The sequence below is a fragment of the Sorangium sp. So ce185 genome (assembly GCF_051526825.1).
GTDB classification, from domain to species: Bacteria; Myxococcota_A; Polyangia; order Polyangiales; family Polyangiaceae; genus Sorangium; species Sorangium cellulosum_D.
The window spans coordinates 9867699-9885290 of sequence record NZ_CP150316.1 but is presented as its reverse complement, the minus strand read 5'-3'; the positions used below and the strand labels follow the sequence as shown (position 1 = coordinate 9885290).

Sequence of the window (17592 nt, the reverse complement as noted above, 5' to 3'; positions counted from 1 at the left end):
CGCCGAGCCCGTGCGCCGTCGGCAGCCCGGCGTTGTCGGTGTTGAGCCTCGCCATCGAGCGACGTCCATACGCCAGATGAGCAGGCCGAAGACGGGCATGGCGAAGGCACAGAGCTGATAATGGAGCGGTTCCCAGCGGCGGTGTTCCAAAAGCTCAAGCTTGCGGCACACCACGTTCCCTCGGCTCGATCTCTCGGATCTCCCGGGATACCAGCGCATCGAGCAGCGGGCTCGGGCGTGAACGTCCTCCTCGTTCTCCGTCCCATCCCTGCCTCCTGCCGTCAGGGGGCCACGGCAGCGGTGGAGGACCAAACGGCGCATCGCGGGCACATCGTGAGGCGCCCCGCGGAACCGCGCGATCGCGGCTGTAGCTCGGGCGGCGGGCTGCTAGAGGGGCGGCCGCCATGAAGCAGCTACTCCGGATCCTGCCGCTCGCCTGCTCCGCCGCTGCCGCCGCCTCGTGCGGCGGCGGGGTGGAGCGCACGCCGCTCGTCGTCGAGGTGGGGAGCGCCGCGGCGCCGCGCGAGGGAGCGCCGGGGTCGCCCGACGCGCCGGGCGCCGCGGCGCCGCGCGACGGGGCGCCGGGCGATCACCGCTTCTGCGGCTGGCTGCACGAGTTCCTCGGCGATCCCGCGTCGACGGAGCTCGGCTACGACACCTTCGCGGCCCGCGCCGAGGCGTTCGACGCCGTCCACCCGAAGTGGTGGCGCGTCGCCTCGCCGATCGCGTTCGAGAACCACCCGCGCGGCCGGTCGGCGCCGTTCGCGGGCTTTCACGACCCGCGCGTCCTCGACCGCACGACGCCCGGCGGCGGGCGGACCCGGCTCGTCCCGCTCGTCGCCGCGGTCGACCGGCCGGACGTCGTCGCGGTGCACGCGATGATCCACGAGCCCGCGCTCCGGGCGCAGCACGTGGCGGGCCTCGTGGCCCTCGCGGTGGACAACGGCTACGACGGGCTCGACATCGACTACGAGCACCTCGCGTCCGTGCTCGGGCCGGGCGAGACCGTGGAGGCCGAGCGGGCCGCGTTCTCGGCGTTCATCGACGAGCTCTCGCGCGCGCTCCACGCGGCCGGAAAGGCGCTCTCGCTCGCGGTCCCGGCGGTCGCCTCCGCGACGGGCGTGTTCGACTACGAGGCGCTGAGCGCCTCGGCGGATCACGTGCACGTGATGAGCTACGACTACCACTTTGGCGGCGGCGCCCACGCGGGCCCGGTCGCGCCGCTCGGGTGGGTGGAGCGGACCGTCGCGTACATCGGGGGCCTCGACGGCGGCGCGCGCCGGGAGAAGTTCATCCTCGGCCTGCCGAACTACGGCCTGCTCGGGCCGGAGGCGCCGGAGGGCGGGGGCGCCGTGGTGGGGTGCGAGCCGCTCGGCAAGTGCCTGGAGCTCGCGGGCGGCGACGGCTACGACACGAGCACCGACCACATGCGCCGGTGCCCGGAGGACGGGGCCGCGCGGTTCGCGGCCGGGAGGGCGCCGAACCAGGTCCTCGCGAGCGGAGAGCGCCTGTTCTTCGAGGACCTCGCGTCGCTCGAGGAGAAGGTCGCCGCCGCCAGGCGCGGCGGGCTCGGCGGGGTGACGTACTGGAGCATCGGCGGCGAGCCGGGCGAGGCGGCGTTCTTCTCGATGATCGAGCGCCACTTCCCCAGGTGATCGCGCCGCGGCGCGCCGGGGCGCCCCAGACCTTGAGGCGCCGGGGCGCCTCAGACCTTGAGGAAGATGCCCCGGCGGTGGAGGGGGTAGAGGAGCACGAGCCAGAGGGCGACGGCCGCGAGCGCGAAGGCGAGGGAGGCGTTCAGCGGCGAGAGCCACGACGCGAAGAGGCGCGTGTAAACGAGCTCCAGCGCGCTCGTCCTCGCGCCGTCGTCTCCGGTCCTGCTCACGTGATAGAGCAGGTGTCCCATCATGGTCGAGCCCACGTAAGCCGCGATGGGGTTGGCGCCGAAGATCAGGAACGGAGCGCCCCAGCGCCGCCATCCCTTCAGGTCCACGATCCACACGCAGGCGGCGAGGACGACCGCGGCCACGCCGGCGGTGAACAGCGCGAACGAGCTCGAGTACAGGCTGCGGTTCCACGCGAACCACGGCGCCCAGGCGGCGCCCAGCGCGATCCCCGCGGCGCCGGCGGCGAGGAGCCCGGCGACGCGCGCCTGGAGCCCTACGGGCGCGGTGAGCCAGCGGCCGCCGAGGCTCCCCAGCATCACCGTCATCGCCGCGGGGAGGGTGGGGAGGATGCCCATCGCGTCCCAGCCTTTGCGCGCGATGTGCCCCTCGAGGAAATACCGGTCCACCCGGGCCGCCAGCGTCTGGTGCGGATCGTCGAGCGGATAGAGCCGGAGGACGAGCCAGTAGCCGATCAGGGCCGCGGCGATGATGCCCGCCTGCTGCCGGGCGGTGGTCTTGAGGCAGAGGAGCGCCGCGAGCACGTACGCGGCGCCGATGCGCTGGAGGACGCCCGGGATGCGCAGCGCCGTCAGGCGCTCTTCGGGAAAGAACGGGAACGCCGACAGGAACAGCCCGAGCAGGATGAAGATCGCGCCGCGCCGGACGATCTGGAGGGCGAGCTCACGGTCGGTCGCGCCGCGCGCGCGGCGCCCGGACATGGAGATGTGCAGGGTCACGCCGACGATGAAGAGGAAGCAGGGAAATATCGTGTCTGCGAGTGTGCAGCCGTCCCAATACGAGTGGGCCAGGGGCGGATAGATGGCCGGGAAGCTGTCCTGGAAATTGACGAGGAGCATCGCGACGATGGTCATTCCGCGGAAGATGTCCAGCGATTGGAGCCGCATGCGATGAATGTAGTGCGCGTGGCATGATGAGCCATGACGGCGTCTCTCCATCGTGCGTTGTCCGTCAGCGGCATGACGAGGTCGTTGCTCTGTACGTGCCTGTCCGGCGTGCCCGGCTGTTCGGGGGTTCGCGGCGCCGGCGCGCCTGCCTCGGCCCGTCGGGCGCCGGCTGCCGGACGGTCCTGGTCGCGCGGCCCGGCGGGGGAGCCGGCGCGGGCCGGGCGAGCGGAGCGATGGCGGCGTGGCCGAGCGGAGCGACGGCCGGCGATCTCGGGCGGGGCGGCGGCGCGGGCGGGCGGGCCGCCGCGCCGCGCGCGGGCGGGCCGCCGCGCGTGCGCGGGGCGAGCGCGGCCGTCTCGCCGCGTGGTATGGTGCGCGCCGTCACAGCGAGAGGAGATTTCTGCCATGGCACGCACCCCGTCCACGATGCTTGAGCTCGGCACTCCGGCGCCCGACTTCCGGCTGCCGGATTTCAACGGAAAGCAGGTGGCGTTGTCGGACTTCACCAGGGAGCGGGCGCTCCTCGTGATGTTCATCTGCAATCATTGTCCGTTCGTCAAGCACGTGCGTCACGAGCTCGCCCGGCTGCGGCGCGACTATCGCCCCGAGGACGTGGCCATCGTGGCCATCAACCCGAACGACATCGTCGCCTATCCGGCGGACAACGCCGAGGCGATGGCGAGGGAGGCGCGCGAGTTCGGTTATACGTTCCCGTACCTCCTCGACGAGGCGCAGCGGGTGGCCAAGGCCTATCGGGCGGCCTGCACGCCGGATTTCTACCTCTTCGGCCCGGATCGCCGGCTGGTCTACCGCGGTCAGCTCGACGACAGCCGCCCTGGCAACGACGTCCCGGTGACCGGCCGCGACCTCCGCGCCGCCATCGACGCGGTGCTCGCGTCGGCGCCCGTCCCCTCGGATCAGCGCCCGAGCATCGGGTGCAACATCAAGTGGAAGCCCGGCAATGAGCCGGAGTATTACGGGCGAATTTAGCAAAAATTACCACCGATTGGATCCGGGTGGAGGTCCGCTCGGCGTGGCAGGCCCGCGCACGTGCCCCGCCCTCGCTTTGCTGCCGAGATCCTCCGCTCGGTCCCGCCGCGCGATCGCGCCGTGCTGCTCCGGCTCGGCATGGATCTGGACGACCGCGAGGCCGCGAAGCTCTGCGTCGAGGGCGTCCGCGCCGGTGACCCTCCATGGCGGAGCAGGAGCGCTGGGAGCGGGAGCATCTCGGCTGAGGCGGAGCATTCCGGACTGCCGTGCGCATTTCCCATGCCCGGCGCCGTCGATCTGGCGACGGGCCCGTAGTATCCTCCCGGACATGAGCCCGCGACGAGACAGCGCCGCCCCCGCCATGGCCCCCGACCTCGGCGACGAGGAGGATCCGGTCCTCCGCGCGTTCCGGTTGGCGCCGGTGGTCTACGACGAGCAGATCTCGGACGAGGAGCGCGAGGCGGTCGCAGCTGCTGCTGATGGCCCCTGGATCCCGCACGAAGAGGTCGTCGCCGAGATCCGAAAGATGGCGGAGGCCGAAGGCGCCGGTGCCGAGTTCGACGAGCTCATGAAGGCCCGCGGGCGCACGGCCTCCCGTCCTCGATGACGTGGATCGTCGACTGGACCCCGCCCGGCCTCGTCGCGCTGCGCCGTCTCCCCTGGATCGACGCCGCCAGGATCGACGAGACCGTCGAGCGCTTCGCGAAGGCGGGCGAGGGTGACTTTTACCGGCTACCAGAGGACGACGCCGTGACGCTGCGCCTCCGCGTCGGGTCGTACCGCGTGCGGATGACGCGTGACGTCCGAGATCACGTGCTTCGGGTCTGGTGGGTGTACAGGCTGTAAGTGCCTGTTCGCCGAGCGCGCCGGGGGCGGCGAGCTGTCGGCGGTATGCTCTCCGCATGAAGCCGATCTCTGGATGTCCCGCTAAGAACTGTCGCGCGTCGAACCAGCGGGTCCGGTTACTCACCCAGACGATCGCGCGAAGATCCCTCCCCCACAGGTGGTGATGGCGTGGGCAATTGCCGAGCCGAACGGTGACTCGACCCTTGTCCCGTAGCGGCTTCGACCCCTGGAGGGGAGGTCGGCCGTCGTGGCGGCGAGCAGCCGTCCACCGACGGTCGTTTGCGCGCGGTGAGGCGGTAGGCCCCCGGGGCTACCCTCCGCCGCCCAGGCGCGCGGCGACCTGATAGAGCAGCGCTGCGACGCCTCCGGCGAGCAGCCAGACGGCGGGGCCGGTGAGCTTGAACTCGAAGGAGCCTTGGTGGCCGCTGCCTGAACCATGCGCGTGGTTGCCCGGCCCGCATCCGGAGACGTTGGGTTTAGGGAGTCGTTTGGGATTCGTCACGGAGACCTCCTCAAGCCAGGGCCATCGCTGGCTTTGTAGATCACGGTCTACCTGCTCCGGAGTTCAGTATCGCGGTCAGTGAGCGGATCGCCGGCTCCGGACGATGCGCCGGATCCGGCCGGCGCGGACGCTTCACGTCGGCAACATAGTACCGGGTGCGCCATCGGACGACATTGACGTCCTGAAGCCGAGCCGCGGCAGGCCAGGGGGTAGGCGTCGAGGGATCCATAAGAACGAGTCGCCGGCCATCGCTCCCGCCGGATCCATCCTCGTACGCGGGAGGTGCGTGTCCTGCCTGGTACGGCGATTGCGCTGCCGCGGGCCGCGTTTGTCATGGACCACAGGGGGCCAGGACACAGTAATGTAGAGACACTGCGCGCGCCTGGGGCCGCATCTCGGGGGGGAGCACCTTGCGAAGCCACGACATCCATCTGCTTGGCAAGCAGATCTTGGCATCGCGCCGAGCTCCACCCCCCTCTGGCGTGCGGATCAACTTGCGCGATCCGAAGGTGGCTTGTCCTCCTACTCCATGAGCACCCCTACGACACGGCCTGGCGAAGGCCAGGGCCAAGGGAGTCGACCTCCTATGCAGATCTGGATCGACCCGGAGCGCCAGGTGCTGGCGAAGAGCGCCGCGAAGGCGCTCAAGGACAACGCCGTGCACAACCGCAGCGGCCTCCCGCCGTTCCGGTTGTCGCAGGTCGCGCAGCAGATCCTGGACGAGCTGTTCCAGTTCCTCGCCACCGGCGACGCGGCGCCCGTCCTGTCGCTCGGGCGCAAGCTCGGGCAGCAGGGGCTCGGGCTGCGCGCCCTCCTCGGGCTGAGCCGCGCTCTCCTGCGCGACGTGCTGGCGCGCCTGCCCGATAACGCGCCCGAAGCGCTGGAGCAGGTGGCGCGCGTGAACGACTATCTGACCTTGCTCGTGGACGCGGTGGCGGAGCACGAGAACAGCGCGATCGGCGTCCAGCGCGACGAGATGCAGCTCGCGCTCGAGCGCGCCATCCAGAACCGCGAGCGCGAGCTCCGGCGCGTGATCCTCGAGCTCTCGACGCCGATCATGCCCGTCCACGACCACATCCTCGTGCTGCCGCTCATCGGCAAGCTCGACGCCGAGCGGGCGGCCAGGATCACCGAGTCGCTGCTGCGCGAGGTGGTGGAGCGGCAAGCGCGCACCGCGATCCTCGACGTGACCGGCGTGCCGTCGATGGACGCAGAGGCCGTCGCCGCGCTCGTGCGCACCGCGCGCGCGCTCGACCTCCTCGGCACCCACCCGGTGCTGGTCGGCATCCGCCCGGAGGCCGCCCGCGCGCTGACCGACCAGGGCATCCCCCTCGCGGGCATCGTCGTCCTGGCCAACCTTCAAAGCGGCATCATGCATGCGCTGCGGCGGGAAGGGCTCGACGTGTGCGGCAGCCCGCTCCCGCAGCGCGGGGCTGCTCGCTCGTACCGCGGCCGCTGAAGGGGCGCGCCGCGCGCTCGCGCTAGGAGGGCACCATGGAGATCGACATCACCAAGCCGCACGTCGGCCGGGTTTATGACTACGTTCTCGGCGGGCACCACAACTACGACGTCGATCGCCGCGCGGCCGCGGCGATCATGAACCTCGTACCGACCTATCCGAAATGGGCGAAGCTCAACCGCTGGTTCATCCAGCTCGTGGGACAGCGATGGTCCGAGGCGGGCATCACGAACGTGCTCGATCTCGCCTCGGGGCTGCCGACGCAGGGCCACCTCAACGACTACCTGCCCGACGCGCGCATCCTGTTCTCGGACATCGATCCCGTGAGCGTGATCTACGGCGAGCAGCTCCTCGCCGACAAGCCGAACATGCGCTACGTCCAGGCCGATGTTCGAGAGCCGTCGTCGCTCCTGGCCGCGGCGGCGCAGTTCTTCGGCGCAGAGCGTCGCGTCGCGGTGGGGTGCATCGGCATCGCGTACATGATGGACGATGAGCGCTTGAGCGACCTCCTGCGGAGGATGCACGCGTTTTGCGCCCCTGGCAGCGTGCTGGCCCTCAGCTTCATCGAGGCGCGCGCTACCTCCGCTGCGCACCAGCTGAACGGCGCCGCGGCCCTCGCCGGGGTCAAGGTCTACCCGCGCACGTCCGAGGAGCTGGCGGCGCTCATGAAGCCATGGAAGGTGCGTGAATGCCGGCCCCTCGTGGCGTGGCTCGACCTCGACAACTTCCTGACCCGGGAAGAGTACGAGTCGAGCCCGTTCGACATGCTGGGCTTGATCGCGCACCACTGAAGGTCCCTCCGCGCCCCCACCGCCCCGTCGATCCCCCCGAGCCCTCGGCCGCGCACCCCCCCGCAACAATCGCCCCCTTCACGCGTCTCCCCCTGCAGCCATCGAGCCCGCCCCCCTTTTACCCCCGTAGGCCCGAGGAGGGAGGTGGCGGTGCACGGCGCCTGGGGGATGGGCCGATGTCTGAGCACGCGCCCTGGGCCTTACCCGCAGGGTAAGGTTCAGGGCGCGTGCGAGTTCGGCGGGGCCCCCAGGCGCCGTGCACCGCCACCTCCCTCCTCGGGCCGGTCTTTCTCGACGAGGATGGCCTTGGCCGCGCTCGCCCTCGCCGCCCCGCTCGCCACCGTCGCGTGGTCGACCACCCAGTGCGCGTCCAAGAGGTCCAGGTAGTCGAGATCGAGCTGCCCCCCCGACGGCAGCATGAACACCGCCGAGATGTGCGCGTGGCTCTGCACCGCCTGCACCATCTCCCGCGGGATGTAGAGCGCCGCGTGCGTGAACAGGTGCACCACCGGCGTGCGCGGATCGTGGTGCCGCGTCAGGTCGAGGTCCGTCGCGAGCTCGGCGAACACGCGCGCCGGGTTCCTGCCGCGCTCCCCCTTGAACGACAGCAGGTGCGCCGTGGGGAGCTGGCCGTTCTTCGCGCGGTAGAGCTCGTAGAGGCGCGCGTCGAAGAAGCGGAACGCCACGTCCTCGCCCTCGAGCAGCAGCCGCTTGCCCGTGGCGATCGCCATCCCGCGGGCGAACGTCTGGCGGTCGCCGCGCATCGAGGCCGACGCGTCGATGAGGAGGTAGTGGATGCGCCGCTGCTCGTCCCGGCTCTGCTCGCGCGCGAAATACAGCACCTCGTTGTCGGCGATCCGGCGCGCGAGCTCCACGTCGTCCCAGGCGAGCTCCGTCAGCACCATGCTGTCGATCGATCCGCGCGTGCCGAGCCCCGAGTAGCCGTGCGCCGCCGACGTGCCCGCCGCCGGGCGCGTCTTCGTCTCGAGCACGCTCGGCAGGATCTCCAGCGAGAAGTTCACGATGTCGTTCGCCTCGGGCGACGAGAGCGCCGCGAGCAGGTCGACCTGGGCGAGCGCCCCGGCCGACGCCTCCGAGCCCAGCATGCCGAACAGGCGCAGCGTCTCGACGTCGAGCGCGTCCGACATCGTGAGCACGTACAGCCGCGACATGTCGAGCGCCTCCAGCGCCCGCTGCTCGAACTCGCGCCGCGCCGACAGGAACAGGCCGCGCAGCTGCGGCTCGATCCCCTCGAACAGCGCCGCGTCCGCCGGGAGCATCGCGCGGTAGGCCGGCGCCGCGTGGGTGCGCGCCGCGACCGCGCCGAAGAGCCGCGAGAGCACCACCGTGACCAGATCGTCGCTCATCCGGAGCTGCGCCGCGCAGCGCGCGGCCTCGCTCTCGGCGAGCTCCCGGAGCATCGACCGGTACCCGTCCAGGATGCGCTCCGCGTCGCGCAGCCGGCCCGCGAGCTCCCTCGCGTCGCAGCGCGGGCCGATCTCGAGCTGCTCGCGCGGCGTCGAGAAGAGCAGGCCCGCGTCGTGCACCATCGCGAACGGCAGCACCACCCCGAGCCGCTCGAGGCTCTGGTGCCAGCGGATCGCGCGCAGCGCGAGCGACGAGCTCAGCGGGCGGACCTGCGAGAACGCGAGCGTGCCGAGCGGGCCGGCGATCGAGGGGTTGGCGAGCTGCGAGGCGGGGACCGGCACGGCTACAGGTTCGTGACGCAGCGGAAGCCGATGCCCGGCGCGCTCGCCGTCGCGAGCTGGTGGAAGCGGAACGCCGGGTTCAGCCAGAGCAGGACGCCGCCGTTGTAGCCGCCGCCCCGGATCGCCTTGCGATCGCCGGCCGGCGCCCCCTTCGGGTTCACCTGCTCCTCGTCCTTGTAGGTCTCGAACCAGTCCGCGGTCCACTCCCAGACGTTGCCGACGACGTCGTGGGCGCCGAACCTCGTCTTGCCCTTCGGGAACGAGCCGACCGGCGCCGTGCCGTAGAAGCCGTCGTCGGCGTCGTACATGCGCGTGCTCGGCGCGAGCCCGCGCGCCTTCTCCCACGCGGTGCACTCGGTGCCGCACGCGTTCATGAAGGTCTTGTCGCCGGGCTCGTCGCCCCAGGGGAACTTGCGCCCGTCGGAGCCGCGCGCCGCGTACTCCCACTCGGCCTCGGTCGGCAGGCGCTTGCCGTGGACCTCGCAGTACGCGTCCGCGAGGCTCCACGGCACGCAGTTGATCGGGTGCTTCTCGAGCCCCGGCTTGCCGAAGGTGCAGTGCTCGGCGAGGACCGTGAGCGCCTTCTGGTGCTCGGCGTCGGACACCCCGTCCGCCTTCGGGTAGTCGGGCGTGGTCGGGGGCCGCTTGCACTCCCCCTTGTCCGAGCACGCCTTGTAGTCGCCCGCGGTCACCTCGTGGATGTCGATGCAGAAGGTGTCGAGCGTCACCTTGTGCGCCGGCTGCCACAGCTTGAAGCCCGGCTCGTCGGAGCCCATGAAGAACTTGCCGCCGGGCACGAGCACCATGCCGGAGGGGCACTCGGTCCGCCGCGCGGGGACCGCGGCCGCGGCGGCCGTGGCGCTCGCCGTCGCGACCGCCGTGGCGGACGCGGTGGCCACCGGAGCGACCGGCGTCGCCTCCGGCGCGGGCGGCTCGGAGCGGAGCAGGCCCCAGACGAGCGCGCCGCCGGCCGCGAGCGCGAGCGCGGCGCCGCCGAGCGTCAGCGCGCCCTTCGACCTCGGCGCCGCCGCCGACCGCTGCGTCGCCGCGTCGTTCGCGGTGCCGCCCGTGCTGCTCGTGTCGGCGGCGACCGACGTCGGCTTGGCCGAGGCGGCGGGCCCCGGCGCCGTCGAAGGCGCCGCCAGCGTCGGCGCGACCTGCGGATAGGACAGCCGCGGGGCGGAGGACATGCGCGGGGCGGAGCCGCGGGCCGCCTGTGCCCCGGAGGTGGGCGCGGGCGCGCCGTTGCCCGTGGCGACGGCCCAGGCCGGATCGTCCGGGAAGACGGCCCGGCGCAGCGCCGCCCAGAAGCGGCCCATGGTGGGGAACCGATCCGCCGGCGCGACGGCGAGCGCCTTCTCGAAGACCGCCTCGACCTCGTCGCTGACGGTGAGCCCCAGGGTGCGCGGGGTCGGCCGGCGCGACGGATCGCGGCTCGCGACGGCGAGCTGGAGGTAGTCGTCGCCCTGCAGCGCCGGCGCTCCGCCCAGCATCGCCTCGATCATGATGAGCGCCATCGCGAAGACGTCGGTCCAGGGCCCGGTCGCGCCGTGGGTGCGGCTGAACTGCTCGGGGGCGCCGTAGCTCGGGGTGAACGCGGTGATGTCCTTGCCGGTGTGGGCGAGCGCCGTCGCCGCCGCCGCGTGCTCGGCCATCACCTTGGCGATGCCGAAATCGAGCACCTTCACGAAGGTCGCGGCGTCGCGCGGCGGGCCGATGACGAACAGGTTCGCCGGCTTGATGTCGCGGTGCGCGATGCCGCGCGAGTGCGCGAGCTCGAGCGCGACCGCCGCCGACTCGAGCAGCGCGATGGTCGCGAGCAGATCGCGCGGCGGCGCGCCCCGGGTCGTCTCCTCGTAGAGGACCTGGTCGAGCGGCTTGCCGTCGAGCCACTCGAGGACCATGTAGGGCAGCCACTGCCCGTCCGGCGCGTTGAAGGTGCCGATGTCGCGCGCCTGGACGATCGCGGCCGAGCGGCTGGAGAGCTCGGCCATGAGCTTGCCCTCCTGGATGAACGCCTGGAGCAGCTGCTCGCGCTGCTCGGTCGGCGCGTCCGCGAGGAGGGTGAAGCACTTGAGGGCGACGGGCTGCTTCCAGATGACGTGCTCGGCCCTGTAGACGACGCTGAAGCCGCCCTCGCCGACGGCGTGATCGACCCTGTACTTGTCGGCGATCAGGCTTCCGGCGATGTTGAGCGGATCGCGGCGGTCCGAGTTCTGGCTCATGAGATCCCTGCGCACCGCGGCGGGGCGCCGATCGGAGCGCCTCGTGCGTGCGTCGGGGTCATCTTAGTGGCCCGGCGGCGGCAGGTTGGAACTCTTTCGCGCCTCCGGGCGTCCGCGCCGCCCCCGGCGCCCGCCCTCCGCCGCCGCGCCCCGGCGGGCGCCGCCGGCCGCCCCCGGCGCCCCAGGTGTCCGGTATGACGGATGTCGCCGCTCCCGTGTCCTGGCGCACAGCCGTCGGCTTTGAGCGCTATTGTCGAAGATTCAGGATGTGTTGACAGATGCCGTTGTCCGTTATATTGGACGTCGGCACGGTGGCTCTCCGCTGGCGTGGCTGATCTCAGCTGGGCGCTCGCGGCGGCGGTCTGGCGTCTGCGCGTGTGGCGCGAAGCGCAGGCCGCGGGGCGCGAGGGGCCGCCGCCGGCGAGGGCGTGGTGCGCCTTCGCGCCGGCGGCGCGTGCCGCCGGGCGCGCAGCACAGGGTCTGATCCGAGGACAGGACGCTTGAAATCGATCCATCGAAAGAAGTCGCACACGGTCCGCGCGGCGGCGGCGCTCTCGCTCTTCGCCGCCGCGCTCCCCCTCCAGGCGTCTGCGCAGGCGCCCGCGGCGCCCCCGCCGGCCCCGGCGCCTGCGCCGCCGCCCTCGGCGCCGCCGGCGCCGCAGGAGATCGGGGCGGCGGAGGGCGTCGAGCCGCTGAGTCGCCGGGTCGCGGAGCTCGAGCGGCAGCAGCGCGCGTTGCTGGAGCGCCTCGACGCGGAGCGCCGGGCGGCGGCCGAGAAGGAGGCCGCCGCCGCGCCGAAGCCGGCGAAGGACAAGGGCGGCGACGTCAAGGTCACGGCCGCTCCCGGAAAGGGCTTCACCGTCAGGACGGCGGACGACACCTTCTCGTCCACGATCCGGGCCCGCGTGCAGATCCGCGAGACCATCACGCACACGGCGGAGGACGACACCAACGAGATCAACGTCAAGACGCTGCGCCTCGTGACGAGCGGCCATGTCCTCTCGCCCGACCTCAAGTACAACGTGCAGCTCGCCTTCGGCGGCAACGACTTCGAGAAGGACAGCGCCTCTCCGATCTTCGACGCGTTCGTCGAGTACACGGGGATCCGCGATCTCAACGTGCGCGTCGGCCAGTTCTTCGTCCCGTTCGACCGGGCGCGGACCACGCGCGAGTTCACGCTCCAGCTGGTGGATCGCCAGATCGCGGTCCGCGAGCTGACCCTCGATCGCGACGTCGGCCTGATGCTCTCGTCGCCCGATCTCTTCGGCCTCGGAGGCAGGATATCGTACAACCTCTTCGTGGGCGGCGGCGAGGGGCGCAACCGCTTCGGGGGCCAGAAGCACGGGCCGCTCGCGGTCGCGCGGCTCTCGTTCCGCCCGTTCGGCGCGTTCGACGACGATCAGGAGGGCGACCTCTCCCGCGAGGCGCGGCCCCGGCTCGCGATCGGCGTGGCGGGCGGCTACAACCACCAGACGAACCGCCAGAACAGCACCTATGGCGCGACGCTCTCGCTCGGCGCGGCGGACTACCTGCATGGCGCGGCCGATCTCGTGTTCAAGTACGCCGGCTTCTCGCTCTCGGCCGAGGCGGTCGCGCGCCACGCCGCGCGGGACGCGATCGAGGGCGAGGTCGACGGCGCGCCCGCGCGCGAGTGGACCCGGTCGGGCTACGGCTACTTCGTCCAGTCGGGCTTCCTGCTGACCGAGCGGCTCGAGATCGCCGCGCGCTGGGACCAGATCTTCGCCGAGCGCGGCACCGATCCGAAGCTCGTCGAGCTCGTCGACACGCAGGGAAAGCAGGTGGGCGGCGGGCTCAACTACTATGTGAACGGCTACGCCTTGAAGCTCCAGGGCGACTATTTCTACATCTTCGGCAAGGACGCCTCCGAGGGCCGCCACGTCGGCCGCCTCCAGCTCGACGCCACGTTCTGAGGGGACGGGGCGCGCCGGAGGGCAGTGTTCACGCTCGAGCCATGATCCCCGGTGCACGTGGCCTGGCCGGCCTCTGGCCTGCCTTGGCCGGCCAGGCCTGGCTTACCGAGCCTGGCCAGAAGCATGCGCGGGGCGGTGGAGAGCGCGGGTCTCCGAGGTGCCGCGCGTGGCTTCGTTCTTGCCATGGCGCTCCTCCCCGGCGCGATCGATTGCGCCGTTTCAGGGAAGGAGTTCACCATGGCTCGTTCATTCACCTCCCAGGATCTCGTCGCTCTCCCCCGTCTCAATGCCGCCGAGTCGGTCGTGCTTGCCACGGAGCTCATCACGGTGGCTGACGCCAAGGAGCGGCAGCTCAGGCCGAAAAAGCTCCCCGAGGCGATCGGGCGATCCAAGGGCCGCCTCGCCGCCGCCGTCGCCACGCTCGAGGCGCTCACCCGGCCGCAAGGGGGCGATCCGGTGGAGACGAAGACCAAGCCGAAGGCCGATCGCCTCCTCGACAACGCGTGGAGCGGGACGTTCGACTGGCTCGGAGGGTGGTGCAAGCTCCCGCCGGAGCGGAACCCGAGCCTCGATGAGGCGAAGGAGCTCTTCAAGCTCCTTTACCCGGACGGCCTCTCGTTCACCCGGCTCCCGTACAAGCTCGAATGGAAGGAGTCGAAGGCGCGCCTCGACGCGATCCGGAGCGCGCGGCACGAAAGGACGTTCAAGAAGCTGGGCGGCGAGGCGTTCCTCGCTCACCTGGAGGAGGCGCACGAGGCCTACGGCCGGGCCCTGCACATCACCGCGCCGAAGCCCGAGAGCGCGCCGACGGGCGACGTGCGCGCCGCGTTCCTGGCGACGCTCGCAGCGCTGCGCGACTACGCGGCCCGGGTCGCCGCGCACGCGGATCCCGACGTTCCCGGCAGCGAGGAGGTCAGCGCGGCGCTGCTCGCGCCGCTGGCGGCGTGGGAGTCGCGGCCCGCTGGATCGAGCAGCGAGGCCGGCGACGACACCGAGGCGCCCTCCGCGCCCGCCGCGCCGCCGGAAGCGGAAGAGGAGGCCCTGGCCGATCCGGCGTGAGTCGCGCTTGACGCTGTGAAGCGACTTACGTTTCTGTGAAAAGACAAGCGTTCTTCATAGGATGCGTCTCCACGGACCAGAACGCGTTGTGGTCGCGGGCGAGCGCGGTCGCGACGGACCAGAACGCGTTGTGGTCGCGGGCGAGCGCGGTCGCGACGGGACCAGAACGCGTTGTGGTCGCGGGCGAGCGCGGTCGCGAGGGGGCCAGGACGCGTTGTGGTTGTAGGCGAGCGCGGTCGCGCGGGGACCAGGACGCGTCGTGGTCGCGGGCGAGCGCGGTCGCGAGGGGACCAGAACGCGTCGTGGTCGCGGGCGAGCGCGGTCGCGAGGGGACCAGGACGCGTCGTGGTGACGGTTCACCGCGGGGGCGCGCCTCGCCTGGCGAAGTGCGCGTAGTAGCGCTGGTAGATGTCCTGCCACCTCGAGTGCTCCGCCGGGTTCCCGCGGAGCCGCTCCTTCCAGGCCGCATCGACCGCCGACCGCATCTCGCCGGAGCCCAGGCCGTAGCGCCGGAAGATCTCCTCGGCCGTGGCGGGCGACAGGGCCAGCTCCGCGCAGAGCGCGGCATACGCGGCGAGCGGCAGGATCGTGTCCAGCGCGTCGGGGAGGGGCGCTGTACCTCCGTCGCCCGCCGTGCTCGAGGGCCTGGAAAGCGGCGATGCTGCGGCTGCTCCGGTCCCAGTGGCCGGCGTGGACGCGGTTTGCGTCAGCAGCTCACGGGGGATCGCGAGGTGTAGCGACGTCTCCTGGAGCTCTGCTGCGGCCGGCGGAGCGGCCTTCGACGCTGCCAGAGCTCCGCCAGGCCTCGTGGGATCCGCTGCCGCGAAGGGGATCGCCGGGCCGCGAGGGGGAGCCTGCACCGGTGACGTCTCTGCGCCCTCCCGGGGGGCTCGCGGCTGCTGCGGCCGGGCTGTCGGTGGAGACGGCGCGGGAGCCCCCGAGGCACCGGCCGTGAACGGGAGCGCGGGGCCACGGGGAACGTCCGAGAGCGGCGCGGTCTCCGCGATCGCAGGAGGCGGGCGCTTCACCACCTTCGCCGCGTCGGATCGCGGGAACGGCAGCTCCGGCCCTCGCGGAACGTCGGACAAGGGGGCGGTGCCGGTGAGCGACTCCGCAGCGCGAGGAGGCTTCGGCTCGGTCTTTCGGGTCGCGAGCTCGGCGTGCACGAGCACGAAGGGGACCGCTGCGCCTCGAGGGACACCCATCAGGGGCCCCGTGCCGTGCAGCGCCGCCGGGGCCATGAGGGGCGCCGCAGGGCCGGCCATCGCCTCGGAGGACGGCACGGCAGGCGCGGACGAGGCCGCCGATCCCCGCGCCTCGGCCATCCTCGACGGACGCAGCACCCGGGGGCCAGCCCGGAGCGGCCCCAGCTTCCCGGGCTTCGCGTGCAGATCCTTGAGCAGCTCGCCGACCTTCGCGTCCTCTCCAGCGCGCCGCGCCCACCGGCGGCGGAGCCGCGCGACGTCGTTCATGCCCAGGTCTTTCTCCTGCAGCAGCTCGAACGGGGCCGGGTGCGCCCCGAAGGCGGCAAGGAAGCTCGCCCAGGCGGCCGGGTCGCTCGCGAGCGGCTCGACCTGCCGATCCAGCCAGTCCTCCGCCCGTGCCAGCTCCAGCTCGTACGCCGCGAGCAGCTCCGGCTCGGCGACCAGCCGCTGCTTCCAGGCAAGATCGGCCCGCGCGAACGTACGCGGCGAAAGCCCCTCGACCTCGAGCACGTCCGCGAGCGGGAACCCCTCGGTCACCGCCGCCTTGACGGCCGCGTACCGCGCCAGCGAGATCCCTTCGCTCGCCCCCTGCGCCCCTGCTGCGGGCTTCGTGGCTGCCGCCATCTCCCTGCCTCTAATCGCCGACCAAGACGGTTCCGGAGGCGATCACGCTCCCGTTCGGCGCGTCGGCCGGGTCGTTGCAGGTCATCGCCGGATCCCCGAGGTGCGCGGCGGGCTTGTCGTTGATGAGCACCGTCTTGCTGCTCGCCTGAACCCGGGCCTGGTTCGACGGCGGCCGCTGGAACGTGCCCCCGGGAGGTACGTGCGCGGGCGCGTTCGCCGCGGTGCTGCCATGGATAGCGGCCGGTTTGCCTTCGATCAGCACGTCGCGGCTCAGATCGCCGTTCAGCGTCCCGCTGAAGGGCAGCGGCGCCGGCGTCGGCACCGGCCCGCCCGGCGAGGGGAGCATCACCACGTGCGTGTCGATGCCGACGACCTTGTCCCCTTGCTTTGCCGCGGGCTTGCCCGCCTTCGGCCCATGCGCTGGCATCCTCGCTTCTCCTTCTCTTTATCTCGCGGCGATCACCGGCTCACGGTCCGCAGTAGGGCGCGAGCGAGTTCCAGGTCTTCTCATCATGGTGGGCCACGTGAGCCGTCACCTCGAGCGGCTTCTCCGGCTGCCCGGACGGCGCGATAGGCACGAAGGTCATGATCCATAGCGCGTCGCCGATCACGGCCCGGAGCCCTCGATCGTCGACCAGGACACCGAAGAGGCCGTCCACCTTGGGAATCTTGGTGAACGGTAGGTCTTTCCTCGCCTGGACGAAGATGCCGTAGAAATCGTCGTGCGTCCAGGAACATTCATGCTCTTCCGTGGGGTGAAGCCAAGTCGCTGTAATTTCGAGCACCACGCTTCCGCCACCACCGGGCAGCTCGCCGCCGCTCACCGCTTCCATGTAGCGGCACTCCGGGGGTTCGCAACGCTTCTGGGGGATGAGACCTTCGGGGGGAGCACGTTGGGTCAATGTCTCTTTCTTGTGCAAGAGGCACCTCTCCGGCGATTCGGTCTGCTGAAACACGACCGACCGTGCCGACCGACCCTGCTCAGGGCACACCCCCTCGAGCACCCGCACGACCCTCGCGATCTGGGGTCCCCAGCTCTCGCGCTGGAGCAGATACTGCCCCGGCGTCATCCGGCACGGCGGAACCCCGTCGCCCAGTATCCACACCGGATCGTTGCTAGAGGTGGCACCTCGCGCCCGCGCGCTGGCTTCGTCCAGCGGTACCTCGGAGTCCTCCTGCACGGGCTCTCTGGGCGGACTCTCCACCATCTCGGGCAAGAGCCAGCGCTTGTCGTGGGCGCGTTGTTCTTCATTGAACGTGGCCACCCGGGCGCGCTGAATCGGTGGACATAGGCCGACCTGCTCCCTCGGCGCTGCGGACGGACGAGGAGCGGCGTGCGCGACGCCGGCTTCAGGCTTGGCTTGTCGCGCCGCTGGGCGGCAGGCAGAGGTGGTCACGCCGATCGCGACAGATAGACCAAAGAGAAAAAGACGACTCATCTCGCGCATCATGGTACCCGA

At 71.6% G+C, this 17592-nt stretch carries 15 protein-coding genes; 8 read left to right on the top strand and 7 right to left on the bottom strand.

All coding sequences use genetic code 11. The annotated features are described in order from the left end of the window. Positions 1-404 precede the first annotated feature (404 nt). On the top strand, positions 405-1655 hold the full coding sequence (locus tag WMF26_RS36290) for a glycosyl hydrolase family 18 protein (protein WP_437996453.1): 1251 nt from the start codon (positions 405-407) through the stop codon (positions 1653-1655). A 50-nt stretch (positions 1656-1705) separates the two neighbouring features. Here the strand turns inward: WMF26_RS36290 and WMF26_RS36285 are convergent, their stop codons facing one another. Continuing rightward, positions 1706-2791: an acyltransferase family protein gene (locus WMF26_RS36285; RefSeq protein WP_061627298.1), complete on the bottom strand. Its 1086-nt coding sequence runs from the start codon at positions 2789-2791 to the stop codon at positions 1706-1708. 405 nt (positions 2792-3196) lie between these two features. On the opposite strand from WMF26_RS36285, the gene WMF26_RS36280 reads away from it, so the two are divergent. From WMF26_RS36280 to WMF26_RS36270, 3 genes are all read left to right on the top strand, one after another. Then, the gene (locus WMF26_RS36280; protein ID WP_437950703.1) at positions 3197-3781 is read left to right on the top strand and encodes a thioredoxin family protein; all 585 of its coding nucleotides are present in this window, start codon (positions 3197-3199) and stop codon (positions 3779-3781) included. 328 nt (positions 3782-4109) lie between these two features. Continuing rightward, entirely contained in the window at positions 4110-4388 is a 279-nt protein-coding gene (locus WMF26_RS36275) for a hypothetical protein (protein WP_437996452.1), read from the top strand. Beyond that, on the top strand, positions 4385-4627 hold the full coding sequence (locus WMF26_RS36270) for a hypothetical protein (RefSeq protein ID WP_437996451.1): 243 nt from the start codon (positions 4385-4387) through the stop codon (positions 4625-4627). The genes WMF26_RS36275 and WMF26_RS36270 overlap by 4 nt, the downstream gene beginning before the upstream one ends. Before the next feature lie 310 nt (positions 4628-4937). On the opposite strand, the gene WMF26_RS36265 is transcribed toward WMF26_RS36270, so the two are convergent. Further along, on the bottom strand, positions 4938-5129 hold the full coding sequence (locus WMF26_RS36265) for a hypothetical protein (RefSeq protein WP_437996450.1): 192 nt from the start codon (positions 5127-5129) through the stop codon (positions 4938-4940). A gap of 586 nt (positions 5130-5715) precedes the next feature. Between WMF26_RS36265 and WMF26_RS36260 the strand changes: the two genes are divergently transcribed. Together WMF26_RS36260 and WMF26_RS36255 are read left to right on the top strand one after the other, a co-directional pair. Continuing rightward, a complete protein-coding gene (locus WMF26_RS36260) occupies positions 5716-6588 on the top strand; it encodes an STAS domain-containing protein (protein ID WP_437996449.1) in 873 nt (290 codons plus the stop codon). Positions 6589-6623: 35 nt separating this feature from the next. Continuing rightward, complete coding sequence (locus WMF26_RS36255) at positions 6624-7379, top strand: SAM-dependent methyltransferase (protein ID WP_437996448.1); 756 nt, start codon at positions 6624-6626, stop codon at positions 7377-7379. A gap of 218 nt (positions 7380-7597) precedes the next feature. Here WMF26_RS36255 and WMF26_RS36250 read toward each other — a convergent pair whose 3' ends face one another. Both WMF26_RS36250 and WMF26_RS36245 read right to left on the bottom strand, forming a co-directional pair. Further along, on the bottom strand, positions 7598-9088 hold the full coding sequence (locus WMF26_RS36250; RefSeq protein WP_020739085.1) for a hypothetical protein: 1491 nt from the start codon (positions 9086-9088) through the stop codon (positions 7598-7600). A 2-nt stretch (positions 9089-9090) separates the two neighbouring features. Further along, positions 9091-11313, bottom strand: coding sequence for an SUMF1/EgtB/PvdO family nonheme iron enzyme (locus WMF26_RS36245; protein ID WP_437996447.1), 2223 nt, complete (start codon positions 11311-11313; stop codon positions 9091-9093). A gap of 500 nt (positions 11314-11813) precedes the next feature. On the opposite strand from WMF26_RS36245, the gene WMF26_RS36240 reads away from it, so the two are divergent. Next, a complete protein-coding gene (locus WMF26_RS36240; protein WP_437996446.1) occupies positions 11814-13244 on the top strand; it encodes a porin in 1431 nt (476 codons plus the stop codon). Between the two features lie 237 nt (positions 13245-13481). Further along, positions 13482-14303, top strand: coding sequence for a hypothetical protein (locus WMF26_RS36235; RefSeq protein ID WP_437996445.1), 822 nt, complete (start codon positions 13482-13484; stop codon positions 14301-14303). 356 nt (positions 14304-14659) lie between these two features. Here WMF26_RS36235 and WMF26_RS36230 read toward each other — a convergent pair whose 3' ends face one another. Genes WMF26_RS36230 through WMF26_RS36220 form a run of 3 tightly spaced genes read right to left on the bottom strand, consistent with a single transcriptional unit; the run spans position 14660 to position 17583 of the window. Continuing rightward, a complete protein-coding gene (locus WMF26_RS36230; RefSeq protein ID WP_437996444.1) occupies positions 14660-16132 on the bottom strand; it encodes a hypothetical protein in 1473 nt (490 codons plus the stop codon). Between the two features lie 10 nt (positions 16133-16142). After that, positions 16143-16559: a PAAR domain-containing protein gene (locus WMF26_RS36225; protein WP_437996443.1), complete on the bottom strand. Its 417-nt coding sequence runs from the start codon at positions 16557-16559 to the stop codon at positions 16143-16145. A 40-nt stretch (positions 16560-16599) separates the two neighbouring features. Next, complete coding sequence (locus WMF26_RS36220; RefSeq protein WP_437996442.1) at positions 16600-17583, bottom strand: hypothetical protein; 984 nt, start codon at positions 17581-17583, stop codon at positions 16600-16602. Between the last annotated feature and the right edge of the window lie 9 nt (positions 17584-17592).

Bases quoted from the DNA above. Each gene is read 5' to 3' on its own strand.
- WMF26_RS36290 (WP_437996453.1), top strand. From the start codon at position 405: ATGAAGCAGCTACTCCGGATCCTGCCGCTCGCCTGCTCCGCCGCTGCC.
- WMF26_RS36285 (WP_061627298.1), bottom strand. From the start codon at position 2,791: ATGCGGCTCCAATCGCTGGACATCTTCCGCGGAATGACCATCGTCGCG.
- WMF26_RS36280 (WP_437950703.1), top strand. From the start codon at position 3,197: ATGGCACGCACCCCGTCCACGATGCTTGAGCTCGGCACTCCGGCGCCC.
- WMF26_RS36275 (WP_437996452.1), top strand. From the start codon at position 4,110: ATGAGCCCGCGACGAGACAGCGCCGCCCCCGCCATGGCCCCCGACCTC.
- WMF26_RS36270 (WP_437996451.1), top strand. From the start codon at position 4,385: ATGACGTGGATCGTCGACTGGACCCCGCCCGGCCTCGTCGCGCTGCGC.
- WMF26_RS36260 (WP_437996449.1), top strand. From the start codon at position 5,716: ATGCAGATCTGGATCGACCCGGAGCGCCAGGTGCTGGCGAAGAGCGCC.
- WMF26_RS36255 (WP_437996448.1), top strand. From the start codon at position 6,624: ATGGAGATCGACATCACCAAGCCGCACGTCGGCCGGGTTTATGACTAC.
- WMF26_RS36245 (WP_437996447.1), bottom strand. From the start codon at position 11,313: ATGAGCCAGAACTCGGACCGCCGCGATCCGCTCAACATCGCCGGAAGC.
- WMF26_RS36235 (WP_437996445.1), top strand. From the start codon at position 13,482: ATGGCTCGTTCATTCACCTCCCAGGATCTCGTCGCTCTCCCCCGTCTC.
- WMF26_RS36230 (WP_437996444.1), bottom strand. From the start codon at position 16,132: ATGGCGGCAGCCACGAAGCCCGCAGCAGGGGCGCAGGGGGCGAGCGAA.
- WMF26_RS36225 (WP_437996443.1), bottom strand. From the start codon at position 16,559: ATGCCAGCGCATGGGCCGAAGGCGGGCAAGCCCGCGGCAAAGCAAGGG.
- WMF26_RS36220 (WP_437996442.1), bottom strand. From the start codon at position 17,583: ATGATGCGCGAGATGAGTCGTCTTTTTCTCTTTGGTCTATCTGTCGCG.